This is a genomic window from Paracoccus marinaquae, from assembly GCF_018860165.1.
Lineage (GTDB): Bacteria > Pseudomonadota > Alphaproteobacteria > Rhodobacterales > Rhodobacteraceae > Paracoccus > Paracoccus marinaquae.
Window position 1 is genome coordinate 74,642 of record NZ_JAHKNG010000011.1, and the last position, 25,795, is coordinate 100,436.

Sequence of the window (25,795 nt, forward strand, 5' to 3'; positions counted from 1 at the left end):
GGTCAACTCTTGGTCGGCAGGGCGGATTGCGCCGGCGCCAGATGCGCCAGTTCCGTCAGCATATCCATCACCAGGGCGGCGGGGTCAAGATTGACCGCCCGGCCTGCGCGCGCCCGCGCCGACAGCCGCGCCTGCGCATCGGCCCAGTCGCGGGCGGCGCGGTCATCCGGGGACAGCCGGGCCAGCAGCGCACCCTCGCCACGCGCGGCCTGCGGCAGCGGCGCACCCATCAGCCCGGCCCGCGCGGTGCGGGTCAGGAACCGGTCCAGCAGGGTGATCGTCAGATCGAAGGGATCGCCCTCGGCGCCGGCGCGGCCCGCCGCCGCATCCGACAGCTTTGCCGCCGCCAGCCGGTCCATGCGGGGCAGGGTGGCGAACAGATCCACGATCTGCTGATAGCGCGTCAGCCCGTCCTGCCCCGACAGCCGCAGCGCCTCGCCCACCGATCCGTCGGACAGGGCCGCGAGCGCGTCCGCATCCTCGTCCATCCCCAGCCCGTCCAGCGCCCGGGTCATCAGATCGGGCGTCAGCGGGTTCAGCCGCAAGGTCCGGCAGCGCGACCGGATCGTGGGCAGCAGCCGCGCCGGCTGATGCGCGATCATCAGGATCAGCGCGTCCTTCGGCGGTTCTTCCAGCACCTTCAGCAGGGCATTGGCGGCAGCCAGGTTCATCTCGTCGGCGGCGTCGATGATGGCGATGCGGCGGCCGCCCTCGGCCGCCGAAAGATGAAAGAAGGACAGCAGCCTGCGGATCTCGTCCACAGTGATCTGGGCGCTGAGCCGGCCGGCCTTGTCGTCCCATGGCCGGCGGACCAGCTGCAGATTGGGCTCGGACAGGGCGGCAAGGCGGCGCGCGGCGGGGGCGTCCGCCGGCACCGACAGATCGTCGCTTTCCGCGCCCGACAGCAGCCAGCGGGCGATGGCCCAGGCCAGCGTCGCCTTGCCCACGCCGCGCGGCCCGGTCAGCAGCCAGGCGTGATGCAGCCGGCCGCTGCGGCTGGCCTCGACGAAATCGCGGATGGCGTGGTCCTGCCCGATCACGCGCGGCGTCATGCGCGGGTGCGGCGCACCGGGAACCCGGTCCGGCTCGGGGATATCCTCGAGCCCGGTCTTCACAGCGCGGCCCTGACGCGGGCGGCCACGTCCTCGGGCGTGCCGCTGCCGTCGATCAGACGCACGCGGTCGGGATATTCGCGCGCCAGCGCCCGAAACCCCGCCGCCAGCTTCTGCTGAAAATCCAAGCCCAGGCTTTCAAAGCGGTCCTCGGCCATCAGGGCCTGTGCGGTTGCGGCCGTGCGGGCGGCTTCCAGCGGCGTGGTGGCAGTGGCGGCCTTTGCTGCCAGAACCGCAGCCTGTCGTTTCGCCGCCCGCCGTAAGGCATCTTCCGGGGCGATGTCGATGACAAAGCTGCGATCCGGCTCGACGCCGATCATCAACGCGTGCAGCCGATCCACGATGCCGCGCAACTCACCCCGCGCGGCGCCCTGATAGACGCGGGTGGAATCGGCGAAACGGTCGGTGATGACGGTCCTGCCCGCCGCAAGCGCCGGGCGGATCGTGCGTTCAAGGTGATCGCGGCGGGCGGCGGTGAACAGCAGGCATTCGGTTTCCGCCGACCAGCGTTCGCCATGTCCCTCGACCAGCAGACGCCGGATCTCCTCGGCGCCGGGGCTGCCGCCGGGCTCGCGCGTCAGGACGACTTCGCGGCCCTCGGCCCGCAGCGCCTCGGCCAGCAGCCGGGCCTGGGTGGACTTGCCGCAGCCGTCGATACCTTCGAAGCTGAGAAACATTCAGAGGCCCGCGGCGGTCATGGCCTTCTTGCCAAGCTGCATGACCGCGCCCTTCATCCGCCCGGCAAAACCCGCCTCCGGCACGTCCTGCGCGGCGATCAGGGGCGTGATCGCATCCCTGGCGCCGGGCACGGTCACGACCAGTTGGCCCAGACGGTCGCCCTTGGCGATCGGGGCGGGGATCGGCGTTTCATAGATCGCCTCGACCTTGACGTCATCCTCGGCCCCGGCGGGGATCAGCACATTGGCGCCCGCCGCGGTGGTCAGCGCGATCCGGGGCTGGGTTCCCAGCCAGACCGGCGCCTCGACCACGGTTTCACCGGCCGGCACCAGCTGCTTCATGGTGAACTGGCGAAAGGCCCAGTTGACGATCCGCTCGGCCTCTTCGGCGCGGGCCGTCTCGGAGGGCAGGCCGGTGATGGCGAAGATCACCCGCCGCCCGTCCTGCACGGCCGAGCCGACAAGGCCGTAACCGGCCTCCTGGGTATGGCCGGTCTTCAGCCCGTCTGCGCCTATCCCCAGCTTCAGGATCGGATTGCGGTTGAAGCGGTTCGACGGCACCCGGTCCATGTAACGGAATTCGGTCAGGGCGAAGTCACCGTAATATTGCGGGAAATCCTCGATCAGGCGCAGCGCCAGAAGGCCCAGATCCTCGGCCGACATGCGGTGTTCGGCGTCCGGCCAGCCGGTCGAGTTGCGGAAGGTCGAGTTCTTCAGCCCCAGTGCGCGCCCGCGTTCGGTCATCTGGCGGGCAAAGGCCTCCTCGGTGCCCGCCAGCCCCTCGGCGACGACCACGCAGGCGTCATTGCCCGACAGCACGATGATCCCCTTGATCAGCTGTTCGACCGTGGGATTGTCGCGCGGCTCGACGAACATCTTCGAGCCGCCCATCTGCCAGGCCTTGGTCGAAACCGGCAGCGTATCGTCCAGCCGCAGGCGGCCGTTCTCCAGCGCCTCGAACAGCATGTAGATCGTCATCAGCTTGGACATCGAGGCCGGCGGCACCGGCTGATCGGCGTCCTTGTCCATCAGCACCGTGCCGGTCGCCACGTCATAGATCCAGGCTGTCCGTGCATTGGTTTCGAAAGCCTGTACCGGGGCGGCCAGCATCGTCAGGGCGAGAAGCCTCAGCAGGAAAGCGCGCATGGGAAGTCCTTTGCCTGTTTGGTCCTGATGGTTACAGTAAGCCCGGCGGCGCCGCAACGCGCGCGCGCGGGTAAGCGCGGGATTTTGAACGTCAGGGTTGTGTGCCGGAGGTCGGGATGACACTGGATGACAAGGATCTGGATTTCACCGTCTGGGCGATCATGGACGTGCCGGCCGGGCGCGCCTATGAGGCCGTGGCCGATCCCGGCCAGTTGCAGCAGCATTTCACCATGGGCGGCGCGCAGGGCCGGATGCAGACGGGCGCGACGGTGACCTGGGAATTCGCCGATTTCCCCGGCCCGTTCGATGTGACCGTGGCCGAGGCCGATCCGCCCCGGCTGATCGTCTTCGACTGGGGTCACCCCTCGGGCGAGGGCACGAACCGTGTGACCTTTCGTTTCGAGCCCATCGGCATCGACCGCTGCAAGGTCGATGTCAGCGAAAGCGGCTGGACCGCCAGCGCCGAGGGGCTGCGGTCCGCCTATGGCAACTGCATGGGCTGGTCCCACATGCTGGCGGCGATGAAGGCATGGCTGGATCACGGCATCCAGCTGCGCCCCGGAATGTTCCGGTAGGGCCTTACCCCATGCCCAGCGGGTCGCGCCGGGTCTTGGCACGCCTGATATCGGATTTCTCGCTGAGGATGGCGATGATGCCCCAGCTAAGACAGTAAAGGGCGCCGATGGTCAGCACCAGCCAGCCGGGAAGCGGCCCGATGGCGGCGCGCTCCAGCAACTGGCCGACCGTTTCCAGCGGCGTCGGATGCACGATCAGCTTGCCCAGATAGGCGACGGTCTGGATCAGCAGAATCCAGAAATAGTTGCGCCGGATGCGGCGGCCGATCGCGGTCCACATGCTGACGTGATAGACCGGGTGCAGATAGTCATTGGCCAGCCGGTCCTGCCAGCAATCCTCGAGATGCAGATCGCCCTCCCGCAGCATCGGCGCGAAGAAATGCAGCTCCATCCAGCGGCAGCGCGCGCGCCAGACGTTGAAATAGCGATAGCGCCGCGCCTCCTGCATCAGGAAGAAGATGATCAGGATGCCAACCAGCACCAGCGGCAGGGGCGAGGCCTGCGGCGAGGAATAGGTGATCGACAGCGCCACCCCCAGCGTCACCACCGACCAGTTGGTCGTCGTGTCCAGCCGCGTCCGCCAGATGGTCGATCGATAGACCTCGCCGCGATAGAGATGCGCGATCGCGCCCATCTCTGCGGCATCCAGCTTCTTGCGGGGTTGCGCGTTCCCGTCCATCCGTTTCCCCCCTGCCTGTTAAACTGGCAGGGTTGCCCGATTTCGGCAAGCATTTCTGCGGCGGATTGTCGCAGGAAGGGTCAGGCGCCGACTTCCGCGCGCCAGTGGCGGCGGCACAGCGAGACATAGGTCTCATTGCCGCCGACCTGCACCTGCGCGCCCTCGGTGATGGTGCGGCCATCCGCGTCGCGGCGGATCACCATGGTCGCCTTGCGACCGCAATGGCAGATCGTGCGCACCTCGCGCAGGTCGTCGGCCAACGCCAGAAGCGCGGCCGAGCCCGGAAACAGGTCGCCCCGGAAGTCGACCCGCAGCCCGTAGCACATGACCGGGATATTCAGGTCGTCCGCCACGCGGGCCAGTTGCCAGACCTGATCGCGCGACAGGAACTGTGCCTCGTCGATGAAAATGCAGGCACAATCGCGGCCGTGCCTGTCGATCAGGGCGAACATGTCGGTGTCGGGGCGAAAGGTCAGCGCCTCGTCGCCGATGCCGATGCGGCTGGCGATGCGTCCGGCGCCGGCGCGATCATCCAGCGCGGCGGTCAGCAAGAGCGTGGCCATGCCGCGCTCGCGATAGTTGTAGGAGGCCTGCAGCAGCACTGTGCTCTTGCCGGCATTCATGGTCGAGTAGTGGAAATAGAGCTTGGCCATGGGCCGCCAGATACAGCCGGCCACGGCGGGCATCAACCGAAACGAAAAAGCCGCCGGGTTGTTTCCCGGCGGCCCCTTCCTTGTTCACATCACTGTCGCGGGCCTTCGCCTCAGGCTTTTGCCTGCTGGGTCTTGGGCCGGCGCGAGGGGCGCCGCGACGGGCGCTTGCTGCCGCCGTCCATCGGCTTGCCGCGACCGCGCGGGCCGCGGCCCGAGGGCGCGGATGCTGCTGGAGGCTCGCCGCCGATGACCGGGATCACGGCCTTCATCGCCTTCTCGATGGCGCGCAGCTCGCCCGCCTCGGCGGGGGCGCAGAAGGCCACGGCGCGACCGTCGCGGCCCGCGCGCGCGGTGCGGCCGATGCGGTGGACATAGTTTTCCGGCACGTTCGGCAGGTCGTAGTTATAAACATGCGCGACCTCGGGGATATCGAGGCCCCGCGCCGCCACATCGGTCGCCACCAGCACCTGCGTCTCGCCCTTGCGGAAGGCCTGCAAGGCGCGCTCGCGCTGGCCCTGGCTCTTGTTGCCGTGGATCGCGGCGACGGCGAAGCCCCATTTCTCCAGGACGTTCGACAGCTTTTCGCAGCCATGCTTGGTGCGGCCGAAGACCATGGCCAGTTCGCCCGGATGCTTCGACAGGTATTCCGCCAGCAGCGTCGCCTTGTCGCCCTGGGTGACGAAATGCACGCCCTGCTCGATCTTGTCGGCGGCCTTGCCCGGCGTGTTGACGGCGACCCTGACCGGATCGCTGAGATAGGTGTCGGCCAGTTCCGACATCAGCTTCGGCATGGTGGCCGAGAACAGCAGCGTCTGGCGTTCCTTCGGCAGGATCTTGGCGATCCGGCGCAGCGCGTGGATGAAGCCGATATCCAGCATCTGGTCGGCCTCGTCGAGGACCAGATAGGTGGTGGCCGACAGGTCCACGGCGCGACGCTCGATCAGGTCGATCAGCCGGCCGGGCGTTGCGATCAGCACGTCGACGCCGCGCGACATCCGCTCGGTCTGGACATTGATCGAGGCACCGCCGACGACGCGGAAGCTGCGGATCGGCGTGCCCTCGGCATAGGCGTCGATATTCTGGGCGATCTGGGTGGCCAGTTCGCGGGTCGGCGCCAGGATCAGCGCGCGGCAGGTCTTGGGATCGGGCTTCTTGCCGAACTTGATCAGCCGCGTCAGCATCGGCAGGCCGAAGGCCGCGGTCTTGCCGGTGCCGGTCTGGGCCAGACCCAGAACGTCACGGCCCTCGACCACTGCCGGGATGGCCTGCGCCTGGATCGGCGTCGGCCGGGTCAGGCCCATGGCGGCGATATTGGCGTTGATGCGCGCATCGATCCCCATCTCGGCGAAGGGGCCGGTGGGCAGCGGGTCGCGCGCAGGCGCGCGGCGCCCCTCGTTTGCGGCATGATGCGGGGCGGGGCGGGACTTGCCCTTGCCGCCACGGAAGGGGCGGCCGCGATTGGATTTCTGTTCCATAAACAACTTTCATCCCCGCATCCCCCGTATCGGATGCAAGGGCAGGGGCCGCGCAACCATGGCGCGGCGATCAGCAGGGGTGCGGGCGCGATACGAGATGCCCGCAAGCCTCCCCGCGTGAATTGGGAAACTGGTTCAATGTCGGGTCATGGACGAGCGAACTCGCGGCTGCTCACGCGGCAGCGGACGGCGACCCGTGCCAGATGGGGCAGGCTGCGCCGTAAGTCAAGCCTCTTTGCCGGTTTCGGTCGCCGGTGTGGCAAACATGGCACCGGCGCGGGCACAGCGCACATGGCACAGCAGCATGACCGCCGGGCCGATGAGCGCGCGCAGCAGGGCTGCGGCGCCAGAAACGGGTTGCCGAAATGGACCGGCGACAGGGTCAGCGCGGCGGCGTCAGTCAGCTGGCCTGATCCGTGCCGGGTGCCGGGGTTTCCAGCCAGATCGTCACCGGCCCGTCATTGACCAGATGCACCTTCATCTCGGCGCCGAACTCGCCGGTCTCGACCGGGATACCGTGGCCGCGCAGGCTGGCGGCGAAATGTTCATAGAGCCGCCGGCCATCCTCGGGCGCGGCGGCGGCCGAAAAGCCGGGACGGTTGCCGCTGCGCGTATCGGCGGCCAGCGTGAACTGGCTGACGACCAGCGCCCCGCCCCGCATTTCCAGAAGCGAGCGGTTCATCTTGCCCTGATCGTCGTGGAAGATACGCAGCCGTGCCACCCGCGCGGCCAGCCTGTCGGCGGCAGCCTCATCATCGCCCTGCATCGCGCAGATCAGTACCAGAAGGCCGGGCCCGGTCCGGCCGATGACGCGGCCCCCGACCTCGACCGCGGCTTCGGTGACCCGCTGGACCAGTGCCCTCATGCCCGCCGGTCCCAGAGGGCAAAGAGCAGCATTCCCGCGATCATGGCGGCGAAGAAGATCAGGAAGGGCGCGCCGCCAAATCCGACCGAGGCGATGGCGGGGCCGGGACAGAGGCCGGCGAGGCCCCAGCCGAGGCCGAACAGCGCCGCACCGCCGATCAGCCGCGTGTCGATCCGCTGCGGCGGCGGGGGCGGCAGTCCAATTCCGGTGAGCGCGGTCCGGCGACGTGCCGCCACGCGCCAGGCCACGAGCATCGGCAGGATCGCCCCGGTCAGCACGAAGCCCAGCGTCGGATCCCACCTTCCGAACACATCCAGCCAGCCCTGAACCTTGGCCGGGTCGGTCATCCCCGAGATCACCAGCCCGGCGCCGAACAGGGCCCCCGACAGCGCCGCGATCGCCAGCCGCATCATGCCGTCCACCCCGCCGCCCGGGCCAGCAGGACCGCGAAACTACCGGCCAGAAGGTAGACGACGGTGGCCACGATGCCGCGTCTCGAAAAGCGCGAAATGCCGCAGACCCCGTGCCCCGAGGTGCAGCCATTGCCCAGCCGCGTGCCGAAACCGACCAGCAACCCGGCCAGCACCAGAACGCCGGTTCCCGCGACCGGCGCCGAACGCTGGACGATCCCGGTTGCAACCAGAAGCGCCGGCACGAAGATCAGCCCGCCAAGAAAGGCCACCCGTTCCAGCCAGTTGGCGCGGCCGGTGCCATCGACCAGCCCGCCCAGCAGGCCGCTTGCGCCCATGATCCGGCCATTGCCCAGAAGGTACAGCGCCGCCGCGCAGCCGATCATCAGCCCGCCGGTCAGGCCGGCGATCCAGTCAGGGTTCATCTCGCGCTCCCGCATCTTCGCGGAGGCAGATATATTCGCCGCAAGGAATGTGTCAAGCCGTCCGCGGTTACGGCCGCAGAAGGATCCCCAGGACGACCAGCATCAGGCCCAGCGTCGAGGCCAGCAGCGCGCCCATGTTCACCGTCAGCACGCGGCGCATCTTTTCGCGCAGGGCCTCATCGCCCAGGCCGGCCCGACGCGCGCGGGCGACGGTCGCGATGCACCAGACCAGCGCGACAAGCCCCGCCAGCGTCAGCGCCGCGCCGGCCCAGATGATTGCGTCGAAGATGTCCATCGCCACGTTCCTTCTCGCTTGGTCGGGCCGCAGCGGGCCTAGCCGCGATTGCGCGCGGGAACAAGAGCGCCTAACAGTCGGCCGCAACAGGAACGGAGTGGAAAATGGACACCTATCAGGTCACCGCCGACGAGTTGCGCCAGTTTGTCGAGCGCATCGAGCATCTCGAACAGGAGAAGAAGGACATCGCCGAGCAGATCAAGGAGGTCTACGGCGAGAGCAAGGGGCGCGGTTATGACACCAAGGCGCTGCGGGCGATCATTTCCCTGAGAAAGAAGGACCGGGATCAGCTCGCCGAGGAAGAGGCGCTGCTCGAGATCTACAAGGAAGCGCTTGGCATGCGCTGACGCACCAGGGCCGGCCGGTTCGGCCAGCACCCGCAGGAACGTACCGGCGGGGACGGCGGCCGGTCTGGAATTGGCACGGCGACGGCCCGGAACCTCCCCGATCGGTGCCGGTTCCAGCGACACCGCCCGCCGCCGGGCATGGCGAATTTCTTTGCCCTTGGCCCGCGGCTGTTCAATAAAGGCCCCAGTCACGAGTAGCTTGATGAACCGATGTCTGACGCCGCACCGAAAATTCTGATCGTCGCGCCCAATGCCTCGGCCCGCTTCGGAGGCGAGGCCATTCTGCCGCTGCATTACTTCCGGCTGTTGCGCAAGCGCGGCCATCCCGTGCATCTGATCGCGCATGAAAGAAACCGCGACGAACTGCTTGAATTACCTGAGTACGATCCCGCGCTAGTGCATTTTGTGCCTGACACCCATTGGCACCGGATGATCTGGCGCGGTTTCAGCCGCTTTCCCGATCGCGTACGTGACCTGATCGGTGGCGGGTTGATGACCTGGCTGAATGAGCGCTATCAGGCCCGCATCATCCGTCGGCTGGTGACCGAAGGCGTGGTCGATGTGATCCATCAGCCGATTCCGGTCTCACCTTTGACGCCGTCGAGCCTGCACCGTTTCGGTGTGCCGCTCGTGATTGGCCCGATGAATGGCGGGATCGACTTCCCACCGGGATACGAGGATCATGAAAGCCGGGCGACACGCCTCTCGATCTCGCTGGGGAGGCGTTTTGCACTGGTCCTGAACCGTCTCAATCCCGGCAAGCACCGCGCCGCCGTTCTGCTGGTGGCCAATGAGCGTACGCGCCGGGCGTTGCCGGATCCGCGGCATCCGCGTATTGTAACCCTGATCGAGAATGGTATTGACTTTACCTGCTGGAATGCGCCGCGGCAGTTGTGGTCTGAAGCGCCGCCGGGTCGGCTGCGGCTCGTCTATCTGGGCAGGTTTGTTGATTGGAAAGCCATCGATATCACGCTGCGTGCGGTGATGCTGGCTCGCAAGACCGGGATCGATGCGACACTGGACCTGCTCGGCGATGGGGATATACGACCCGATCTCGAAGCACTGGCAGCCGAACTGGGTATCGCCGATCGGGTTGTCTTTCACGGATTTCAGCCTCAGGCGCGTTGCGCCGAGGTGCTGGCGCAATCGGACGCGCTGGTGCTGAACTCGCTGCGCGAATGTGGTGGTGCGGTCGTATTGGAGGCGATGGCCATGGGATTGCCGGTCATTGCCGGTGCCTGGGGTGGGCCGCTTGATTACCTGAATGCAGAAAGCGGTATTCTGGTTCATCCCGTCCCGCGCGATGACTTTGCCCAGCGGCTGGCCGGTGCCATCGCTACGCTGGCGAATGATCCCGAGCTTCGGGCCGGCATGGGGGCGACCGGGCAGAGGATCGTGCGCCGGGATTTCGACTGGGAGGCCAAGGTGGACAGGATGGTCGAGATCTATCTCGAGGCCCGCAACGCGGGCTGACCTGTTCCAACGGGCGTGCGTGTGGCCCTTTCGACGGCCCCGATGGCCTTTCGGAGCCTTTGAGGCCGGACCTGTCCCGTCATGGGCTTCCTGAGGACCGCGTTCGAGAAGTTCGGCCGTCGGGTGATTTGTGCAACACCGTCGCAACGTGACAGGGCCTTTGGCCCATGAATCGATGGTTTTCCAAGGGAACCTGCGCGCGAGAAGCCGGCGCGGTTTCAGAAACCGGCGAGCCTCTGGATGACCCAGAAGGCCGCGAGGCTGCCGATGGCATAGCTTGCCGCGCGGGTCATCTGCCGGGCAAGGCGGCGGATCCCGGGGTAGAGGCGCGTCAGTGCCATCGCCACCAGAACGACCAGCCCGATGAACAGGATCTGGCCCAGTTCGACGCCGAGGTTGAAGGCGAAAAGCGCCAGCGGAATATCCCCCTCGGGCAGGCCGATCTCGCGCAGGGCGCCCGCGAAGCCGAGGCCGTGGATCAGCCCGAAGGCGAAGGACACGAGCCAGGGCCAGCGTTCGGCCAGCGGGTCGCGCCGCCGGGGCGGCAGGGCCAGCTCATAGGCCAGAAAGACGATCGACAGGGCGATGACCGCCTCGACCGGAGGCGGGGCCACGCTCAGCCAGCCCAGAGCGGCCGCGGCAAGGGTCAGGCTGTGCGCGAGGGTGAAGGCGGTGATGGCCCAGAACAGCCGCGCCCGGTCACGCACCAGCAGAAGCAGGGCAAACACGAACAGAAGATGATCGATCCCCTGCAGGATATGGCTGACGCCGAGCGACACATAGCTTTGCAGGATGCCCGGCACCCCGGCATCGGCGGGAATGGCAAAGCCGGTCTCGCCCGGCGTCAGCCGCCGGACGCGGGTTTCGCCGGGCTGCAATTCGTATCGCACCAGCGCCTCGGTGCGGGTCCTTTCAAGATCCCGGATCCGGATCGCGCCCCCCTGAAGCCCCTTCGCGCAGGTCGCGATCCAGACGCTGCTCCATGCCCTGCCGTCGAATTGCAGGGCCGGGGCCTCGCCAGCGCAGCCCTCGGGCAGTTCGGCCAGGATCGGCATGGGCTTCCCGTTCAGGTCCGGCACGCGCCAGGTCACCCGCCAGCGGTCCTGACCAAGGGCGCCCAGTTCCAGAAAGCCGGGGTCCAGCGCATGCGCCGAGCCGCGCATCGGCATCAGGGCCGCGACCAGCATCAATGCGACAAGCAGGACCAGCCTCATCGGGCCAGTACCTCGCCCGCCCCTGGCAGCGAAACCTGAAAGCGGTCCAGAAGCGCCTGGTTCAGTTTCGCGCGTGCCTCGGCGGCGCGGTCCGCGCGCCATTCCGCCTCGACCCGCGCGCGGATATCGGCCAATGGCGGAAGGATGCCCTCGCGGCGTTCCGAAATCCGGACAAGGTGCCGGCCATAGCTGCCCTGGATCGGCCCCTGCCAACCGGACAGCGAAAGCCCCGCAAGCGCGTCGTGAAAGCCGGGTCCGAACATCTGGTCGATGGTCGGGGCGGCGGTCAGCGGGATACGCGACGGCAGAAGGCTCGGGCCGGCGAAATCCGCGGGATCGGCGCCGTCTTCCAGCGCGGCGATCCCGGTCCGGGCCGCCTCGGCCTGCGCGGGCAGCAGCACCTGTTCGAACGCGGCTTGCGCGGGACGCGCGAACTTGTCCGGATTGGCCTCCAGATAGGCCTGCAGCGTCGCCTCATCGGCCGCAAGCAGGGCCGCGCCCGATTCCGACAGGAACTGCATCTTGAGGCTCAGCCGCTGACGGATGACCGGATCGCCCCGGTCCAGCCCAAGCGCGATGGCTTCGCGGACCTGCGCCTCCTCCAGCGCCCAGGCCTGCATCAGATCCGTCATTTCCTGCGGGCTCGGCGCTCGGTTCCAGGTGCCCTCGAACTGGTCCGCCAGGCGCCGCGCCTCGGCCGTTGAAAGTGTGATCCGATTGGCCGCGACGGGTGCCGGATCATCGCTGATCACCCTGTAGGCGCCGAAGATCAGGCCGCCGAGAACGAAGAAGTGCAGCAGCGGCGATCTGAGAAAGGTCCGGAATTTCATGCGTCTCGCATCATGTCCTGAAGTGGTTTCCGGTCACGATCTGGCGGGCAGGGCCATCACCATCGGGCCGACCGCTGCGCCCGATGATGCCGCGACTGCACCTGCGATGCGGCGATCCCCGCCACGGTCGCGGCCGGCGAAAACCCCAACAACGCGCCTCCCGGTCATCGCGGCCGTGCTCAGCCCGGGGTGTACCAGATCGGCGAGGTATAGGCGCGCTCGGTGACGGTCATCGGAGCCTCGGCCGGGAATTCCGCCCCCTCGAAATAGGCTGCATCATAGGCCGTCCAGCGCGGCGTCGGGATTTCGATCACCCGGGCATAGTAGAAGGCCCTGAGCGCCGGATCGAAGTCCGGGTCCTGCCACACCGCGATCAGTTCCGGCGCACCGATGCTGTTGGTCCAGGTCGCGTTTTCGACATCCACGGTATCGCCCACGGCCGGAACCTTGCCGTCCGCACCCGGCTCGCGATCCCCGGACCAGACGACATCATGGACATGTTCCTGCATCCCGCCCGCCGCATCGACCCATCCCTTGACGATCTGGATCCGGTCGAGATTGCCCGAGAACGGATCCCTGATCGCCGCGACCAGGAAACTGGGGGCCGCCGCACCCTCGGGGGCCGGATGAAGATCGCCCCCCATGGGCACGCCCTTGCCGTATCCGACCAAGGCGGGTTCGCGGCGCCGGGCATCCTCGGCCACGAAATCCCAGCCGCCGAAGAAGCGAACGCCGATCCGCGGGCCGGTGGTGCCGTAGACCTCCTTGCGCTTCATCGCGTCCCAGATCGATTCGCGGGTATTCTCCTGCGCCCAGACGGCCGTCAGGCCCGAGGCGCCCAGTTGCCAGTCCTTCACCGTGCGCCCGTCCATGTCGAAGGCATTGCCGGTCGCGCGTTCGGGCCCCGGCTCGCTGGCCGGGAACTTGCCCCAGAAATTGTTCTCTTCGGCCGAGGACACGCCGGTATGGTCGTCGGTCGAGCCGAGCAGGCCGAACTTGAACGGGTTGGTGCCGAACTCGGCCTCCAGCTTCAGCCCGCGCTTCAGCGCCTCGCGGGCATATTCGAACTCGATCATGCCGGGCGCCTTGGGCGCGACGTTGAGGTTGCCCTTGTCCCAGATCTCGAAATCGGCGAACTCGTCGGCGGGCGCCAGCGAAGGGTGCTGCTCCGAGGTGCCCTTGCTCTGCGTGACCTCGAACAGCGGCTCCCACCGGGCGCGTGCCTCGACCCAGGCCTGGTCGATCGGGATGCCGTCGGGGGTTTCCAGCGCGAACATCAACCCGTTCGACAGGTTGCCGTTATGCGGCACGGCCAGAATCCTGCCGCCCGTCGCCTCCTCGTACATCGCCATCCAGTCCCAGAGCCGGTTCGGGATGTCGCTGTCATAGGTGGTCATCGGGCGGACCATGTCGGCCTTGGCCTTGCCGTCACGATAGACGACGTTGCGGTGCAGGTTGTTGCCGCCGCCGAAGTTCGAGGTCCATTCATAGCCGATCAGCGCGGTAAAGCTGCCCGGATCGTTATGGGCCTCGACGATCCCGGTCATCCTGCGCCACATGTCCATCTGCACGTCCCGGTCGGTGATGGCAACCGGCAGCTTTCCCAGGCCCTGCAAGGTGATCATGTCCATGACCACGGCCATGGCCGCGTCGCCGCCGGCCACCATGCCGTCATGCCAGCCCTTCAGGGTCGCATCGGCAAGCAGGTTCGGATCGCCGTCCAGAACCCCGTTCATGACCCCCAGCGAATCCGAGTGGTCGGCGACCATCATGAAGTCATAGGGCCGCGACAGCCTGACCTGCTGGCCGGTGCTCGAGGTGATCTCCTGCCCCCTGGCATAGCGCAGCGCTTCGTCCGGCCCGACCCGGGTGCCGCCGGCAATGGCATCGGCCGACCATGAGGTGTGCAGGTGGATCTCGCCCCACAGCGGCCGCATCGGATAGTCATGTGCCGCATAGGGGGAATAGCCGGGCTGGTTGAAGAACCGCTCGATCCTCGCGGGGTCGAGCGTGCCCGCATCAGTGGTGACCTGCGCCATGGCCGGAAGGCTCCAGCAGGCGGCGATCACGATGCCGGTCGATCCAAGGCAGGCCGAAAGGCGCATTGTCGGGTTCCTCCGCAATGACCAGAGAAGCGCTGCCGACAGGTTACCCGAGCCTCCCGCATTGCGGCAAGATTCGTCGCGTCCGCGATCTGCTAAATCCGCGACTGCTCTGGCTATCCTCCCCCATTCTGGCGGGCCAGGCTCACCGAACCCATGCGGCCATGCCCAACGCCCTCGCGGGCGTGACGCCGGCGATGCCCCGGCCCGGGCGGTCATTGCTGCAGGCCCCGGACCACCCCGCCGCGATCGATCGAAATCCCCTCGCGCAGCCCGCCGGGAAGATGCTACTGCTGAAACCCCCGGCCCATGCGGGGGGGATCATTCAGGGACGGGGCCAGCCGATGACCAGAAAACCCAAGGGCAAAAGCAAGGCGAAGCCTGCCGACCTGCCGGCCGATCTGCCCGCCGTCGCGCCCAATACCGCGATCTGCGACGAGGCCGAACAGGCCGCCGTGCTGACCGCCGCCGAACAGGTCTTCGATCATATCATCGGCCGGGTAAAGCAGTTCCAGGCCGATCTGCCCGAGGATCACGAGCTTGGCCTGCATCTGGCCGATTTCGGCGGCCGCGCCCTGCATGTGCGCGGCATGGGCTTCAGGAACCCCAATATCATCGAATTCTACGGCATGCTCGACGGCGACAAGCAGGTCGCCATCATCCAGCATATCTCGCAGCTGAACTTCCTGCTGATCGCGGTGCCGCCGCCTGCCGATCAGGCCCCCTATCGCATCGGCTTCGGCGCCGAACTCTAGGTCTCAGCGAAAGCCCGCCAGCTCGGCCGCCAGCTGCTGCCGCAGCACCGCCTGGTCCTCGCGGATCATGCCGGGGATCAGGAACAGATCGACCACCATCCAGACGGCGACCAGCGCGATCGGCAGCCAGCCGATCAGGATCGGCGCGGTCAGCCAGCCGATCCCCCACAGCGCCAGCATGATGAAGCCGCTCATGTAGCGGCCAAGATAGAACCGGTGCGCGCCAAAGCCCCACAGCAGGATCGCCAGCAGATAGGCGACAAAGGGCGATCTCGCCTCGTTCGTCACCCGCTGCTCGATCAGCAGTTGCTGCTCAACACCCATCTCTCGCTCATCCTCGCTGTTGCCCGGCGGCCTCGTGGCCCCGCCTTTTTCAGATAGGAACCGTCAGCCCCCGCGCAAGACCGCCCCCTCGCACTCTTCCCAAATACCTCGGGGGTCCGGGGACAGAGCCCCCGGCCATCGCGGGACGCGAAGACCCGCCCGTTGCGCAATCGCGCCCAACAGCGTGCGCAAGCTGTGTACAGCCTGTGCAGGCGCGGTGCGCCCCCGGTGCACGCGCGGAACAGCCGCAAAGGCTGCAGATGCTGGCCCCGCCCGCCCCGGCCCGCGCGCCGCCGCCCCGCGCGCAACACCCGGCCCCTACCAATCCCCGCCGCCTTGCGCTAGGAACCGGGCGAAAGCCCAACCCGGGTGCCGGCCCGAACGGAAGTCTGCGACATGAAATTCACCCTTTCCTGGCTCAGGGAACATCTCGACACCCCCGCAAGCCTCGCCCAGATCACCGAGGCCCTGACCGATCTCGGCCTCGAGGTCGAAGAGGTCGCCGATCCCGCCTCCAGGCTGAAAACCTTCACTCTCGCCAAGGTGTTGCAGGCCGAACCGCATCCCGATGCCGACCGGCTGCGGGTCTGCCGCGTGCTGACCGACGAGGGCGAGAAACAGATCGTCTGCGGCGCCCCCAACGCGCGTGCGGGCATCACCGTGGTTCTCGCCAAGCCCGGCGATTACGTCCCCGGCATCGACACCACGCTGGGCGTCGGCCGGATCCGCGGCGTCGAAAGCCACGGCATGATGGCTTCCGAGCGCGAGCTGGAACTGTCGGACGAACATGACGGCATCATCGAACTGCCCTCGGGCGAGGTCGGCCAGCGCTTCACCGACTGGCTGGCCGCGAACGCGCCCGACAGGATCGACCCGATGATCTATATCAAGATCACCCCGAACCGCCCCGACGCGCTTGGCGTCCGCGGCATCGCCCGCGATCTGGCCGCGCGCGGTCTGGGCAGCCTGAAACCCCTCCGCGCGGCTGAGGTCGAGGCCAAATTTCCCTGTCCGGTCAAGGTCACGATCTCGCCGGAAGTCGCTGAAAAGGTGCCGTTCTTCAGTGGTCGTCTGGTGCGCGGCGTCAGCAACGGCCCCAGCCCCGCCTGGCTGCAGAAACGCCTGAGGGCGATCGGGCTGCGGCCGATCAGCGCCCTGGTCGATATCACCAATTTCTTCACCTATGACCTCAACCGCCCGCTGCATGTCTTCGACGCGGCCAGGGTCAGCGGCGATCTGACCCTGCGCGCCGCGCGCGAGGGCGAACAGATCGTCGCGCTGGACGACAAGACCTATGCCATGCCCGAGGGCGCGGTCGTCATCTGCGACGAGAACGGCCCCGAAAGCATCGCCGGCATCATGGGCGGCGTGGCCTCGGGCTCGACCGGGGCGACCACGGATGTCTTCATCGAGGCGGCCTATTTCGACCCGATCAGCACCGCCGCGACCGGCCGGGCGCTGCGCGTCAACTCGGATGCCCGCTATCGCTTCGAGCGTGGAATCGACCCGAATTTCACGCTGCATGGTCTTGATCTGGCAACGCAAATGGTCATCGACCTGTGCGGCGGTGAGGCGTCCGAGGTTGTCACCGCCGGCGCCGTTCCCGCCAGCGACCGTGCCTATCGGCTGAACCCGGCCCGCACCGCCAGCCTTGTCGGCCTCGACATCCCCGAGGCGACGCAGCGCGCCACGCTGGAGGCCCTGGGCTTCCGGATGGAGGGCGACATGGCGCAGGTGCCAAGCTGGCGCCCCGACATTCTGGGCGAGGCCGATCTGGTCGAGGAAATCGCCCGCATCGCCAGCCTGACCCGGCTTGAGGGCAAGCCGCTGCCGCGCCCGCAGCCCGGCGTGCCGAAGCCGATCCTGACGCCGTTGCAGATCCGCGAGAAGGCGGCCCGCCGTCAGGCCGCGGCCCTGGGCTATAACGAATGCGTCACCTACAGCTTCATCGACCAGGCGGCGGCGACCCTGTTCGGTGGCGGCGCCGATGCCGTCCGGGTGGAAAATCCGATCAGCAGCGAGATGACGCATCTGCGGCCCGACCTGCTGCCCGGGCTTCTGGCCGCTGCCGCCCGCAATCAGGCGCGCGGATTCGCCGATCTTGCCCTGTTCGAGATCGGCCCGGTCTTCGCCGGCGGCGAGCCGGGCGAGCAGGCCACGCAGCTGACCGGCCTTCTGGTCGGCGCCAGTGCCGCGCGCGATCCCTTCGGCAGTCGCCGCAAGGTCGATCTCTACGATGCCAAGGCCGATGCCGAGGCGGTGCTGGCGGCGATCGGGGCGCCCGCCCGGGCGCAGATCAACCGCAAGCTGGACGGCTGGTGGCATCCGGGCCGGGCGGGCAATATCGCGCTTGGCCCGAATGTGCTGGCCAGTTTCGGCGAGGTCCATCCAAAGGTGCTGCGCGATCTCGACGTGAAGGGTTCCGCCGTGGCCTTTACCATCCGCATCGCCAATGTGCCTTTCCCGAAGTCGCAGATGGCAAGCCGGCCGGCGCTTGATATCTCGGAACTGCAGGCGGTCGAGCGTGACTTCGCCTTCGTCGTGGACGGGCAGGTCGAGGCCCTGGCGCTGGTCAATGCCGCGCAGGGTGCCGACAAGGCATTGATCGAGCGGGTGACGGTCTTCGACCAGTTCACCGGACTGGAAGGTGGCAAGAAGTCCATCGCCATCACCGCCCGGCTGCAACCGCGCGACAGGACCCTGACCGATGCCGAGATCGAGGCGGTCAGCCGGAAGATCGTCGAGAAGGTCCAGAAGGCCACGGGCGGCGTCCTGCGCAGCTGAAACCGCTGCCGCCCCGCAGCTTTAACAGGCCCGCCATGGCGACATGGCGGGCCTCTGCTTCGCCCGGGGTCAGGATGCGCGCCGATGCCGTCTTGCATCTCCGGATATTCTGAGGTTTTTAGTCGGCTGTTCGCGGCGACCCGCAGGCAATCGGGCGCAACATCCTGACCGGCAAGGAGAAGAAGATGAGGGCATTGATCTGCGCGGTGGCTCTGGCCATTCCGGGCACCGTTGGCGCGGCCGAGGTCAGCATCGCGACCGCGACCGGTGAGGCCCGCGTCGAACAGGCGCCGCAGCCCGTGGCGGTGCTGGACATGGCCGCCATCGACACGCTGGCGGCTCTGGGGGTCAAGGTGGATGGCGTTCCCGAATTCCAGCCCCCCGCCTATCTGGATGAGGTAATGGCCGATGGCGCCGGCATCGGCACCCTGTTCGAGCCGGATTTCGAGGCGCTGGCCGCCATGGCGCCGCAGCTGATCATAGCCGGCGGGCGGTCGCAGACGCAGGTCGAGCCGCTTTCGGCCATCGCGCCGACCATCGACATGACGATTTCGGGCGCCGACCTGGTCGCCGAGGCCCAGGCCCGGATCGCGGCCTATGGCGCGATCTTCGACAGGTCCGATGAGGCCGCTGAACTGGAGGCACGGCTGAACCGCCGCATCACCGAGGCCCGGGACGCGGTCGCGGGCAAGGGCGATGCGATGATCCTGATGACCAATGGCAGCAAGATTTCGGTCTTCGGGGCCAATTCGCGCTTTGGCTGGCTGCATCAGCGGCTGGACCTGCCCGAGGCGCATGCCGATCTGGCCGAGAACACGCATGGCGAGGCCGTGTCCTTCGAATTCGTCGCCGATGCCGATCCCGACTGGCTGCTGGTGATCGATCGCGGTGCCGCGGTCGGTCAGGGGGGCGAGGCGGCCTCGGCCACGCTGGACAATCCGCTGATCGCGGCGACGACGGCGGGCCGAAGCGGCCAGATCGTCTATCTGGACAGCGCCGCCCTGTATCTGGCCGATGGCGGTTTTCAGTCGGTGATGATCACGCTGGGCCTTGTGATCGACGCCTTTTCCGCCGCCGGCAGTTGAGATGCGCCTTGCCGCGATCACCCTCTGCCTGCTGCTGCTGGTCCTGCTGAGCCTGATGATCGGGGCCGCCGGTCCGGGGGGCGGGCTTGATTCCGGGGTGGTCATGTCGGTCAGCCGCATTCCCCGCACCCTCGCCGCGCTTCTGGCCGGGGCGGGGCTGGCGCTGAGCGGCGCGGTGGTGCAACTGGCGGTGCAGAACCGGCTGGTCGAGCCGGGGCTGACCGGAACGCCCGAGGCGGCGATGATCGGGCTTCTGCTGATCACGCTGCTGGCGCCGGCTTCGCCGCTGATGGTCAAGATGGCCGTCGCGTCGCTGGCGGCCCTGATCGGGACCCTCGGATTTCTGCTGCTGGCGCAGCATGTGCCGCGGCAGGACCCGATGCTGCTGCCGCTGGTCGGGATGATCTATGGCGGCGTGCTGGGCACCGGCGGAATCCTTGGCTCGGGCGCCACATGGATCGCCTGGAACGCCGATCTGGTGCAGTATCTGGGCAGCTGGCAGACGGGCGAATTCTCGGGCGTGCTGCGCGGGCGCTATGAGCTGCTGTGGCTGATCGCGGCTCTGGGCGGGCTTCTGTACCTTGCCGCCGACCGGATCACCCTGCTGGGCATGGGCGAGGATCACGCCCGCAGCCTGGGGCTGAACGCCCGGCAGACGCTGCTTCTGGGGCTGGGCATCGTCTCGGCCACCATCGCGGCGGTGGTGGTGACGGTCGGGGCGATGCCGTTCGTGGGCCTGATCGTTCCCAATCTCGTCTCGCGCTGGCGTGGCGACAACCTGCGCGCCAACCTGCCCTTGATCGCGCTTCTGGGCGCGGCCCTGATGCTGGCCGCCGATATCCTCGGGCGGGTGATCCGCTGGCCCTACGAGATCCCGGCCTCGACCATTTTCGCGGTGGCCGGGGCGGGGCTGTTCCTGTGGCTGATCCATGCGGCGCCGCGGCAGGCGGGGCGGACGTGACCCTGCGCAGACTTGGCCTTCTGTCGGCCGCGCTGGCCTTGGGCGTCGCCCTGTTCCTGTTCTGGGGGCTGCGCGCGCCGCAGGGCTTCATCCTGTCGCTGCGCTCGACCAAGCTGGCGGCGCTGCTGCTGGTCGGCGGATCGGTCGGCGCGGCCACGGTGATGTTCCAGACCGTGACCACCAACCGGCTTCTGACCCCCGGCATCGTCGGCTTCGATTCGCTTTTCGTGCTGCTGCAGACGACGCTGGTGCTGACGCTTGGCGGGGCGGGCTATGCGGGGCTGCCGCCGATTCCGAAATTCCTGATCGAGACTGCCTGCCTGACCGGCGCCGCGATGCTGCTGTTCGGCTGGGTGCTGCGCCGGGACGCGGATGACATGACCAAGCTGGTGCTGACCGGGGTGATCTTCGGCGTGCTGATGCGCGGGCTGGCGGGGTTCATGCAGCGCATTCTGGACCCCTCGGAATTCGCCATCGTCCAGCAGGCCAGCTTTGCCACCTTCGCCGGTGTCGATCCGCTGATGCTGGCGATCGCGCTGCCGGTCTTTCTGGCCGCTCTGGCGCTGTCCTTGTGGCTGGCGCCGGCGCTGGATGTGGCCGCACTGGGGCGCACCGCCGCGCTGTCTCTGGGGGTCGATCACGGCCGGCTGGCCCTGGCGACGCTTGGCCTGATTTCGGTGCTGGTCGCGGTGGCGACGGCGCTGGCCGGGCCGATGACCTTTCTCGGGCTGCTGGCCGCCTCGCTGGGGGCGGCGGCGATCCGGCGGCACGAACATCGCCTGCTGATCCCCGCCGCCGCCCTGACCGGCGCCCTGATCCTCGTGGCCGGGCAGTTCGTCTTCGAGCGGCTTCTGGGCCTGCAATCCACGCTGGCCGTCATCGTCGAGTTCTTCGGCGGCCTGCTGTTCCTTGCCCTCGTGCTGAAAAGGCGCACCGGATGATCCAGATCGAGAACCTGACCCTGCAGCGCGACGGCCAGCCGATCCTGACCGGGGTCGAGACGACCATCCCCGCGACCGGCCTCACGGCGCTGATCGGCCCCAACGGTGCCGGCAAGTCCACGCTGCTGCACGGGCTGGCCGGGCTGCTGCCGCCGGCCGCGGGGCGGGTGCTGGTCAACGGCATCGACATCGCCTCCGCCCGCCCGGCCGAACGGGCGCTTCGTGTCGCGCTGCTGACCCAGAACCCGCTGCTGGTCCCGCGGCTGAGCGTCCGCGACCTGATCGGTTTCGGGCGCTGGCCGCATCACCGCGGCCGGCCCCGGCAGGAGGATCGCGATCACGTCGACGAGGCGCTGCGGGTCTTCGACCTGAGCGCACTGGAACATCGCAGCCTCGACAGCCTGTCGGGCGGCCAGCGCCAGCGCGCCTATGTCGCAATGGCCCACGCCCAGGCGACGCCCTGGATGCTGCTGGACGAGCCGCTTTCGGCGCTGGATCCGCGCTATGCCCGCGACATCATGGAACGGCTGCACCGCCTGTCACGCCCCGGCGAGGGCGCACGCGGCGTGGTCATCGTGCTGCACGATCTGGGCATGGCCGCGCGCTATGCCGATTGGGTGGTCACGTTGCGCGACGGCCGGCTGGTGCGTTCGGGACCGCGGCCCGAGGTAATGACCACCGAGGCACTCAGCGCGCTGTTCGAGACCGGCCTTGCGGTCGATGAATGCCGCGGCCGGCCGGTGGTGCTACCGGTCTGAGCGCATGGGTCGGGAAGGATCGACCGGCTGACGGTTGGCTCTGGACGTTCCCGGAACTAACCGTCAGCTTCAGACAGGTTATCGCTGCGACAGCACCGATTCACAAAGGTAAAGGAAGAAAACCATGCGCAATACCATCATGATCGCCGCCATCCTGACCCTGCCATCTGCGTCAGCGATGGCTGATACCTCGCTTGCGATTACCTTTGATCTTGATGGGGCCGATGTTGCGACCACCACCTATGACTGCGGCCCCGACACGACCCTTGCGGTGAAATACATAACCTCCGAGGCCAATGCCCTGGCGCTTCTGCCGGTTGAGGGCGCGGAACGCGTGTTTGCCGGGGTGGTGGCCGCATCGGGATCGCGCTACGTTTCCGGGCCATATGAATGGTGGGCAGATGGCGAAACGGCCATGCTGACCGATCTCATCGCGGATAAAATGATCCTCGAATGCGAGGCCAGTCAGCAGTAGAAAACCTCGCCCCGATCCGCGTCAGAGCCGAGGCCGCGGGATCGGGTGTCCGGGGCGAGTTATCCTTTTCCACGTTTCCGTTTGCGCGTGAGCCATTCGCGTTTGTCGCGCCTGTCGCCATCCCGGGAACGGTCACCGCCTTGCCGCCGATCACCTTTCGTCAGGTATCAGAAAAACATGGCAAAAACCTGATGGCCTGACGGGGTGCGTAAACAATACTCCGCAAGCCACTGAAGTTTCATGAGGATGGTGGAGCGGGTGATGGGAATCGAACCCACGTATTCAGCTTGGAAGGCTGCTGCTCTACCATTGAGCTACACCCGCATGGCCCCTCGTATAAGCGGGGCCGGGCCGCGGCGCAAGCTATCCGATGCCGCGCTGCGCCAGTGCCGCGCGCAGGTTCGGCGCGCCGGTGAACAGGATTGCGTCCATGCCGACGGCTCGCGCGCCGTCGATATTGGCGGGGCTGTCGTCGATGAAGATGCAGTCACCCGGCGCGATGGCGTTGCGCCCGGTCAGTGTCAGATAGATTTCGGGTCCGGGTTTCAACAGGCCCTCGATCCCCGAAACCGCGATGTCCTCGAACAGGGTTTCAAGCCGGGGCCAGCCCGCCAGTGCGGCGGGCCAGTTGTCCGCCGCCCAGTTGGTGATCGCGAACAGCCGGTGGCCTGCAAGCCGCAAGGCCTCTGCAATCTCCCAACTGCCGGGCACGGCCTCGGTGATCGTGGCCCCGAAACGTTCGGCATAGCCCTGCAACGGGCGGGCATCCGCCCCGTGCGCGGCGCCGGCCGCGGCCAACCCGTCCCGCAGGCTGCGCCCGCCGTCCTGAAGGCGGTTCCAGTCGTGAAAGCCGATCCGCGTCATCCAGTCGCGCAGGGCCTCGGGACTTTCGAAATGTCCGTCGAAAGCGCGTTCGGGGGCCCAGTGGATCAGCACCTGGCCAAGGTCGAAGACGATATGTTTCATCGGCGTGTCCCGAAAAAGGATTGCAGCAGGGCGCGGGCGGGCGCGGCATCGATGCCGTCATAGACCTGCGGGCGGTGATGGCATTGCGGGTGATCGAAGACCCGCGCGCCATGTGCCACGCCGCCCATGCGCGGGTCCGAGGCCGCGTAATACAGCGTCGCTATCCGCGCGGCCGAGATGGCGGCGGCGCACATCGGGCAGGGCTCCAGTGTCACCCACAGCCTGTGGCCGGGCAGCCGCTCGGATCCGGCGGCGGCGCAGGCGTCGCGGATCGCCAGGATCTCGGCATGCGCCGTCGGATCGGAAAGTTCGCGGGTGCGGTTTCCGGCGGCGGCCACCACCCGGCCATGGGGGTCGACCAGCACGGCGCCCACCGGCACCTCGCCGCGATCCGCGGCGGCCCGCGCCTCGGCCAGAGCCGCGGCCATATGCGATGTGAATGCCATGCCCGCTTGTCGCAAGGGCGCGGGGGCGGCGCAAGCGGGCAAAAGAATCCTTCCCCCCAGCGGTGCAAGCGCGTAGAAGGCCGGCTTTGCCACCGCAGCGATGCGCAGGAGACATTCGCCATGACCGACAGTTCAGACACCCCCGATTCCGCCGAGAAGCCGGCCGAGGCCGACCGCATCGCCAAGGTGATGGCGCGCGCCGGCATCGCCAGCCGCCGCGAGGCCGAGCGGATGATCGTCGAGGGCCGGGTGACGGTGAATGGCACCCGGATCGACAGCCCGGCGCTGGACGTGCTGCCCACCGACCGCATCGTCGTCGATGGCAAGAAGCTGGATGAAAAGCAGGACACGCGGCTGTGGCTTTACTACAAGCCGATCGGCCTGGTGACCTCGGAAGCCGATGAGAAGGGCCGCCAGACGGTGTTCGACGCCCTGCCGCGCGATCTGCCGCGGGTGATGACCGTCGGCCGGCTGGACCTCAATTCGGAAGGCCTGCTGCTGCTGACCAATGACGGCGAGTTGAAGCGGCGGCTGGAACTGCCGGCGACCGGCTGGCTGCGGCGCTATCGGGTGCGGGTGAACGGCACGCCCAGTGACCTGACCTTCGCGCCGCTGCGCCGCGGGGCGACCATCGACGGCGAGGAATTCGCGCCGATGGAGATCAAGCTGGACAGCCAGCAGGGCGCCAATGCCTGGCTGACTGTCGGCATCCGCGAGGGCCGCAACCGCGAGATCCGCCGAGCCATGGCCCATGTCGGCCTGCAGGTGAACCGGCTGATCCGCATCGGCTATGGGCCGTTCAAGCTGACCGGGCTGGAAAAGAACGAGGTGGCCGAGGTCAAGCGCCGGGTGCTGCGCGACCAGTTGGGCGGGCTGCTGACCGGCGAGGCCGGCGAGAAAGAGCGTGAACTGCGCCCGCGCGGGGCCGAGGGGCCGCGTCGCCGCGATGACGACCGGGGCGAAGGGCGCCGTCCGTTCCGCAAGGCTGGCGAGGGGGAGGAACGCCCGTCGCGCCGCGACGGTCCGGCCCGCGAACCCCGCGCCGGTGCGGGCTCCGGCGGTTTTCGCAGTGGTCCGAAGGCAACAGGCGGACAGGCGCGGGCGGGCAAGCCCTGGTCCGAGGGCGATCGCCCGCGTGGTCCGCGTCCTGAAGGCGCGGAACAGGGTGACCGTCCGCGCCGCAGCTTTGGGGCCGGGCGCGGCAAGCCCGGGGATGGAAAGGCCGGCAAGCCCTGGTCCGAGGGCGACCGTCCGCGCGGCCCGCGTCCGGAACGCGCCGAACAGGGTGAGCGTCCGCGCCGCAGCTTTGGGACCGGACGCGGCAAGCCCGGGGAGGGAAGGGCAGGCAAGCCCTGGTCCGAGGGTGATCGTCCGCGTGGTCCGCGCCCGGAACGCGCCGAGCAGGGCGACCGTCCGCGCCGCAGTTTTGCCGCCAAGCGCGAGGAGGGGCAGGAGGCGCGGGCCGGACGCCCGGCGGGCAAGCCCGGTGGCGGCAAGAGCTTCGGAAAGCCGGGGGCGCGCAGCGGCGGCGGAAAGCCCGGTTTCAAGGGGGCGGATTCGCGCGGTCAGGGCGCTAGGCGCGACGATTCCGGCGGATTTGCAGGCAAGCGGCGCGAGGGAGGGAAGCCGTTCGGCAAACCCGCCGGACGTCCCGGCGGCAGGCCGCAGGGAAAGCCGGGCGGTCGCCCGTCCGGTACGCCGCGCGGGCCGCAAAAGTGATGAAAGGGCGCGTCAAGCGCCCTTTTTCATTTCGTCAGGATCAGTTTTCCCGCCCGGGTGATGCGCAGCTGATAGACCTGATCGTCCAGCAGGATCATCGCCTGATTGCCGCCGCGCGTCAGCTCCGTGGCATCATGCTGCGGAATCCGCGCCAAGATGCTGGTCGCGGGGCGCGTGAATTCGGAGGGGCGGGTCGCGGTCATGTAAGGCCTCTTGGGATTTCTGTTCGCTCTGCCGTAATGCTGACAAGTTTCCTCGGAAAAGTCAAAGTAAAAGAGTCGGATATTATGCGGGTGATGCAAT

28 protein-coding genes and 1 tRNA gene are annotated in these 25,795 nt (G+C 67.9%); 11 read left to right on the forward strand and 18 right to left on the reverse strand.

Features of this window, described 5'->3' with window-relative positions; all coding sequences use genetic code 11:
- Nucleotides 1-2 precede the first annotated feature (2 nt).
- From KNW02_RS08535 to KNW02_RS08545, 3 genes are read right to left on the reverse strand one after another with little or no spacing between them, the layout of a single operon-like run.
- On the reverse strand, nucleotides 3-1,115 hold the full coding sequence (locus tag KNW02_RS08535; protein ID WP_348524699.1) for a DNA polymerase III subunit delta': 1,113 nt from the start codon (nucleotides 1,113-1,115) through the stop codon (nucleotides 3-5).
- Nucleotides 1,112-1,789, reverse strand: a complete 678-nt coding sequence (gene tmk / locus KNW02_RS08540; RefSeq protein ID WP_216032844.1) for a dTMP kinase — start codon at nucleotides 1,787-1,789, stop codon at nucleotides 1,112-1,114. The genes KNW02_RS08535 and tmk overlap by 4 nt, the downstream gene beginning before the upstream one ends.
- Entirely contained in the window at nucleotides 1,790-2,935 is a 1,146-nt protein-coding gene (locus KNW02_RS08545) for a D-alanyl-D-alanine carboxypeptidase family protein (RefSeq protein ID WP_216032845.1), read from the reverse strand.
- 116 nt (nucleotides 2,936-3,051) lie between these two features.
- Between KNW02_RS08545 and KNW02_RS08550 the strand changes: the two genes are divergently transcribed.
- Nucleotides 3,052-3,510: an SRPBCC domain-containing protein gene (locus KNW02_RS08550; RefSeq protein ID WP_252733573.1), complete on the forward strand. Its 459-nt coding sequence runs from the start codon at nucleotides 3,052-3,054 to the stop codon at nucleotides 3,508-3,510.
- Between the two features lie 4 nt (nucleotides 3,511-3,514).
- Here the strand turns inward: KNW02_RS08550 and KNW02_RS08555 are convergent, their stop codons facing one another.
- From KNW02_RS08555 to KNW02_RS08585, 7 genes are all read right to left on the reverse strand, one after another.
- Complete coding sequence (locus tag KNW02_RS08555) at nucleotides 3,515-4,189, reverse strand: DUF2270 domain-containing protein (protein ID WP_252733576.1); 675 nt, start codon at nucleotides 4,187-4,189, stop codon at nucleotides 3,515-3,517.
- An 80-nt stretch (nucleotides 4,190-4,269) separates the two neighbouring features.
- The gene (locus KNW02_RS08560; RefSeq protein ID WP_216032882.1) at nucleotides 4,270-4,842 is read right to left on the reverse strand and encodes a thymidine kinase; all 573 of its coding nucleotides are present in this window, start codon (nucleotides 4,840-4,842) and stop codon (nucleotides 4,270-4,272) included.
- 110 nt (nucleotides 4,843-4,952) lie between these two features.
- Nucleotides 4,953-6,182, reverse strand: coding sequence for a DEAD/DEAH box helicase (locus KNW02_RS08565; RefSeq protein WP_216032883.1), 1,230 nt, complete (start codon nucleotides 6,180-6,182; stop codon nucleotides 4,953-4,955).
- Between the two features lie 535 nt (nucleotides 6,183-6,717).
- Nucleotides 6,718-7,182: a D-aminoacyl-tRNA deacylase gene (gene dtd, locus KNW02_RS08570; RefSeq protein WP_216032846.1), complete on the reverse strand. Its 465-nt coding sequence runs from the start codon at nucleotides 7,180-7,182 to the stop codon at nucleotides 6,718-6,720.
- On the reverse strand, nucleotides 7,179-7,595 hold the full coding sequence (locus KNW02_RS08575; RefSeq protein WP_216032847.1) for a DUF6691 family protein: 417 nt from the start codon (nucleotides 7,593-7,595) through the stop codon (nucleotides 7,179-7,181). Before KNW02_RS08575 ends, dtd begins: the two co-directional genes overlap by 4 nt.
- Nucleotides 7,592-8,017, reverse strand: coding sequence for a YeeE/YedE family protein (locus tag KNW02_RS08580; protein WP_216032848.1), 426 nt, complete (start codon nucleotides 8,015-8,017; stop codon nucleotides 7,592-7,594). Before KNW02_RS08580 ends, KNW02_RS08575 begins: the two co-directional genes overlap by 4 nt.
- A 67-nt stretch (nucleotides 8,018-8,084) precedes the next feature.
- Nucleotides 8,085-8,312, reverse strand: a complete 228-nt coding sequence (locus KNW02_RS08585; protein WP_216032849.1) for a hypothetical protein — start codon at nucleotides 8,310-8,312, stop codon at nucleotides 8,085-8,087.
- Nucleotides 8,313-8,416: 104 nt separating this feature from the next.
- Between KNW02_RS08585 and KNW02_RS08590 the strand changes: the two genes are divergently transcribed.
- Together KNW02_RS08590 and KNW02_RS08595 are read left to right on the forward strand one after the other, a co-directional pair.
- A complete protein-coding gene (locus KNW02_RS08590; protein WP_216032850.1) occupies nucleotides 8,417-8,659 on the forward strand; it encodes a DUF2312 domain-containing protein in 243 nt (80 codons plus the stop codon).
- Between the two features lie 210 nt (nucleotides 8,660-8,869).
- Nucleotides 8,870-10,132, forward strand: a complete 1,263-nt coding sequence (locus KNW02_RS08595; RefSeq protein ID WP_216032851.1) for a glycosyltransferase family 4 protein — start codon at nucleotides 8,870-8,872, stop codon at nucleotides 10,130-10,132.
- A 218-nt stretch (nucleotides 10,133-10,350) separates the two neighbouring features.
- On the opposite strand, the gene KNW02_RS08600 is transcribed toward KNW02_RS08595, so the two are convergent.
- From KNW02_RS08600 to KNW02_RS08610, 3 genes are all read right to left on the reverse strand, one after another.
- Complete coding sequence (locus tag KNW02_RS08600) at nucleotides 10,351-11,346, reverse strand: HupE/UreJ family protein (protein WP_252733579.1); 996 nt, start codon at nucleotides 11,344-11,346, stop codon at nucleotides 10,351-10,353.
- A complete protein-coding gene (locus tag KNW02_RS08605) occupies nucleotides 11,343-12,176 on the reverse strand; it encodes a peptidyl-prolyl cis-trans isomerase (RefSeq protein WP_216032852.1) in 834 nt (277 codons plus the stop codon). Before KNW02_RS08605 ends, KNW02_RS08600 begins: the two co-directional genes overlap by 4 nt.
- 179 nt (nucleotides 12,177-12,355) lie before the next feature.
- Complete coding sequence (locus tag KNW02_RS08610; protein ID WP_216032853.1) at nucleotides 12,356-14,281, reverse strand: DUF3604 domain-containing protein; 1,926 nt, start codon at nucleotides 14,279-14,281, stop codon at nucleotides 12,356-12,358.
- Between the two features lie 341 nt (nucleotides 14,282-14,622).
- Between KNW02_RS08610 and KNW02_RS08615 the strand changes: the two genes are divergently transcribed.
- A complete protein-coding gene (locus KNW02_RS08615; protein WP_216032854.1) occupies nucleotides 14,623-15,033 on the forward strand; it encodes a DUF6173 family protein in 411 nt (136 codons plus the stop codon).
- Between the two features lie 3 nt (nucleotides 15,034-15,036).
- Here KNW02_RS08615 and KNW02_RS08620 read toward each other — a convergent pair whose 3' ends face one another.
- Complete coding sequence (locus tag KNW02_RS08620) at nucleotides 15,037-15,357, reverse strand: TM2 domain-containing protein (RefSeq protein ID WP_216032855.1); 321 nt, start codon at nucleotides 15,355-15,357, stop codon at nucleotides 15,037-15,039.
- Between the two features lie 396 nt (nucleotides 15,358-15,753).
- Here KNW02_RS08620 and pheT point away from each other — a divergent pair, with 396 nt between their 5' ends.
- The 6 genes from pheT (at nucleotide 15,754) to KNW02_RS08650 (ending at nucleotide 22,361) form a co-directional block, all read left to right on the forward strand.
- Entirely contained in the window at nucleotides 15,754-18,141 is a 2,388-nt protein-coding gene (pheT, locus tag KNW02_RS08625; RefSeq protein WP_216032856.1) for a phenylalanine--tRNA ligase subunit beta, read from the forward strand.
- A 185-nt stretch (nucleotides 18,142-18,326) separates the two neighbouring features.
- On the forward strand, nucleotides 18,327-19,226 hold the full coding sequence (locus tag KNW02_RS08630) for a siderophore ABC transporter substrate-binding protein (RefSeq protein ID WP_216032857.1): 900 nt from the start codon (nucleotides 18,327-18,329) through the stop codon (nucleotides 19,224-19,226).
- 1 nt (nucleotide 19,227) lies between these two features.
- A complete protein-coding gene (locus tag KNW02_RS08635) occupies nucleotides 19,228-20,187 on the forward strand; it encodes an iron chelate uptake ABC transporter family permease subunit (RefSeq protein WP_216032858.1) in 960 nt (319 codons plus the stop codon).
- Nucleotides 20,184-21,128 (forward strand): iron chelate uptake ABC transporter family permease subunit, encoded by a 945-nt coding sequence (locus KNW02_RS08640; protein WP_216032859.1) that lies wholly within the window; start codon nucleotides 20,184-20,186, stop codon nucleotides 21,126-21,128. The genes KNW02_RS08635 and KNW02_RS08640 overlap by 4 nt, the downstream gene beginning before the upstream one ends.
- Nucleotides 21,125-21,886, forward strand: coding sequence for an ATP-binding cassette domain-containing protein (locus KNW02_RS08645; RefSeq protein ID WP_216032860.1), 762 nt, complete (start codon nucleotides 21,125-21,127; stop codon nucleotides 21,884-21,886). The genes KNW02_RS08640 and KNW02_RS08645 overlap by 4 nt, the downstream gene beginning before the upstream one ends.
- A gap of 124 nt (nucleotides 21,887-22,010) precedes the next feature.
- Nucleotides 22,011-22,361 (forward strand): MliC family protein, encoded by a 351-nt coding sequence (locus tag KNW02_RS08650; RefSeq protein WP_216032861.1) that lies wholly within the window; start codon nucleotides 22,011-22,013, stop codon nucleotides 22,359-22,361.
- A 250-nt stretch (nucleotides 22,362-22,611) separates the two neighbouring features.
- Here the strand turns inward: KNW02_RS08650 and KNW02_RS08655 are convergent.
- The 3 genes from KNW02_RS08655 to KNW02_RS08665 all read right to left on the reverse strand — a co-directional run bounded on the left by KNW02_RS08655 (nucleotide 22,612) and on the right by KNW02_RS08665 (nucleotide 23,773).
- A tRNA-Gly gene (locus tag KNW02_RS08655) sits at nucleotides 22,612-22,685 on the reverse strand.
- 39 nt (nucleotides 22,686-22,724) lie between these two features.
- The gene (locus KNW02_RS08660; RefSeq protein ID WP_216032862.1) at nucleotides 22,725-23,327 is read right to left on the reverse strand and encodes an HAD family hydrolase; all 603 of its coding nucleotides are present in this window, start codon (nucleotides 23,325-23,327) and stop codon (nucleotides 22,725-22,727) included.
- Nucleotides 23,324-23,773, reverse strand: a complete 450-nt coding sequence (locus tag KNW02_RS08665; RefSeq protein ID WP_216032863.1) for a nucleoside deaminase — start codon at nucleotides 23,771-23,773, stop codon at nucleotides 23,324-23,326. The genes KNW02_RS08660 and KNW02_RS08665 overlap by 4 nt, the downstream gene beginning before the upstream one ends.
- A 120-nt stretch (nucleotides 23,774-23,893) precedes the next feature.
- Between KNW02_RS08665 and KNW02_RS08670 the strand changes: the two genes are divergently transcribed.
- Nucleotides 23,894-25,492: a pseudouridine synthase gene (locus tag KNW02_RS08670; protein WP_216032864.1), complete on the forward strand. Its 1,599-nt coding sequence runs from the start codon at nucleotides 23,894-23,896 to the stop codon at nucleotides 25,490-25,492.
- Between the two features lie 26 nt (nucleotides 25,493-25,518).
- On the opposite strand, the gene hemP is transcribed toward KNW02_RS08670, so the two are convergent.
- Nucleotides 25,519-25,695: a hemin uptake protein HemP gene (gene hemP, locus KNW02_RS08675; protein ID WP_216032865.1), complete on the reverse strand. Its 177-nt coding sequence runs from the start codon at nucleotides 25,693-25,695 to the stop codon at nucleotides 25,519-25,521.
- Nucleotides 25,696-25,795 lie beyond the last annotated feature (100 nt).

Bases quoted from the DNA above. Each gene is read 5' to 3' on its own strand.
- KNW02_RS08615 (WP_216032854.1), top strand. From the start codon at position 14,623: ATGACCAGAAAACCCAAGGGCAAAAGCAAGGCGAAGCCTGCCGACCTG.
- KNW02_RS08595 (WP_216032851.1), top strand. From the start codon at position 8,870: ATGTCTGACGCCGCACCGAAAATTCTGATCGTCGCGCCCAATGCCTCG.
- KNW02_RS08610 (WP_216032853.1), bottom strand. From the start codon at position 14,281: ATGCGCCTTTCGGCCTGCCTTGGATCGACCGGCATCGTGATCGCCGCC.
- KNW02_RS08635 (WP_216032858.1), top strand. From the start codon at position 19,228: ATGCGCCTTGCCGCGATCACCCTCTGCCTGCTGCTGCTGGTCCTGCTG.
- KNW02_RS08580 (WP_216032848.1), bottom strand. From the start codon at position 8,017: ATGAACCCTGACTGGATCGCCGGCCTGACCGGCGGGCTGATGATCGGC.
- KNW02_RS08665 (WP_216032863.1), bottom strand. From the start codon at position 23,773: ATGGCATTCACATCGCATATGGCCGCGGCTCTGGCCGAGGCGCGGGCC.
- KNW02_RS08555 (WP_252733576.1), bottom strand. From the start codon at position 4,189: ATGGACGGGAACGCGCAACCCCGCAAGAAGCTGGATGCCGCAGAGATG.
- KNW02_RS08585 (WP_216032849.1), bottom strand. From the start codon at position 8,312: ATGGACATCTTCGACGCAATCATCTGGGCCGGCGCGGCGCTGACGCTG.
- dtd (WP_216032846.1), bottom strand. From the start codon at position 7,182: ATGAGGGCACTGGTCCAGCGGGTCACCGAAGCCGCGGTCGAGGTCGGG.
- KNW02_RS08550 (WP_252733573.1), top strand. From the start codon at position 3,052: ATGACACTGGATGACAAGGATCTGGATTTCACCGTCTGGGCGATCATG.
- KNW02_RS08600 (WP_252733579.1), bottom strand. From the start codon at position 11,346: ATGAGGCTGGTCCTGCTTGTCGCATTGATGCTGGTCGCGGCCCTGATG.
- KNW02_RS08575 (WP_216032847.1), bottom strand. From the start codon at position 7,595: ATGATGCGGCTGGCGATCGCGGCGCTGTCGGGGGCCCTGTTCGGCGCC.
- KNW02_RS08620 (WP_216032855.1), bottom strand. From the start codon at position 15,357: ATGGGTGTTGAGCAGCAACTGCTGATCGAGCAGCGGGTGACGAACGAG.
- pheT (WP_216032856.1), top strand. From the start codon at position 15,754: ATGAAATTCACCCTTTCCTGGCTCAGGGAACATCTCGACACCCCCGCA.
- KNW02_RS08645 (WP_216032860.1), top strand. From the start codon at position 21,125: ATGATCCAGATCGAGAACCTGACCCTGCAGCGCGACGGCCAGCCGATC.
- hemP (WP_216032865.1), bottom strand. From the start codon at position 25,695: ATGACCGCGACCCGCCCCTCCGAATTCACGCGCCCCGCGACCAGCATC.
- KNW02_RS08565 (WP_216032883.1), bottom strand. From the start codon at position 6,182: ATGGGGATCGATGCGCGCATCAACGCCAATATCGCCGCCATGGGCCTG.
- KNW02_RS08660 (WP_216032862.1), bottom strand. From the start codon at position 23,327: ATGAAACATATCGTCTTCGACCTTGGCCAGGTGCTGATCCACTGGGCC.
- KNW02_RS08650 (WP_216032861.1), top strand. From the start codon at position 22,011: ATGCGCAATACCATCATGATCGCCGCCATCCTGACCCTGCCATCTGCG.
- tmk (WP_216032844.1), bottom strand. From the start codon at position 1,789: ATGTTTCTCAGCTTCGAAGGTATCGACGGCTGCGGCAAGTCCACCCAG.
- KNW02_RS08630 (WP_216032857.1), top strand. From the start codon at position 18,327: ATGAGGGCATTGATCTGCGCGGTGGCTCTGGCCATTCCGGGCACCGTT.
- KNW02_RS08560 (WP_216032882.1), bottom strand. From the start codon at position 4,842: ATGGCCAAGCTCTATTTCCACTACTCGACCATGAATGCCGGCAAGAGC.
- KNW02_RS08670 (WP_216032864.1), top strand. From the start codon at position 23,894: ATGACCGACAGTTCAGACACCCCCGATTCCGCCGAGAAGCCGGCCGAG.
- KNW02_RS08545 (WP_216032845.1), bottom strand. From the start codon at position 2,935: ATGCGCGCTTTCCTGCTGAGGCTTCTCGCCCTGACGATGCTGGCCGCC.
- KNW02_RS08590 (WP_216032850.1), top strand. From the start codon at position 8,417: ATGGACACCTATCAGGTCACCGCCGACGAGTTGCGCCAGTTTGTCGAG.
- KNW02_RS08605 (WP_216032852.1), bottom strand. From the start codon at position 12,176: ATGAAATTCCGGACCTTTCTCAGATCGCCGCTGCTGCACTTCTTCGTT.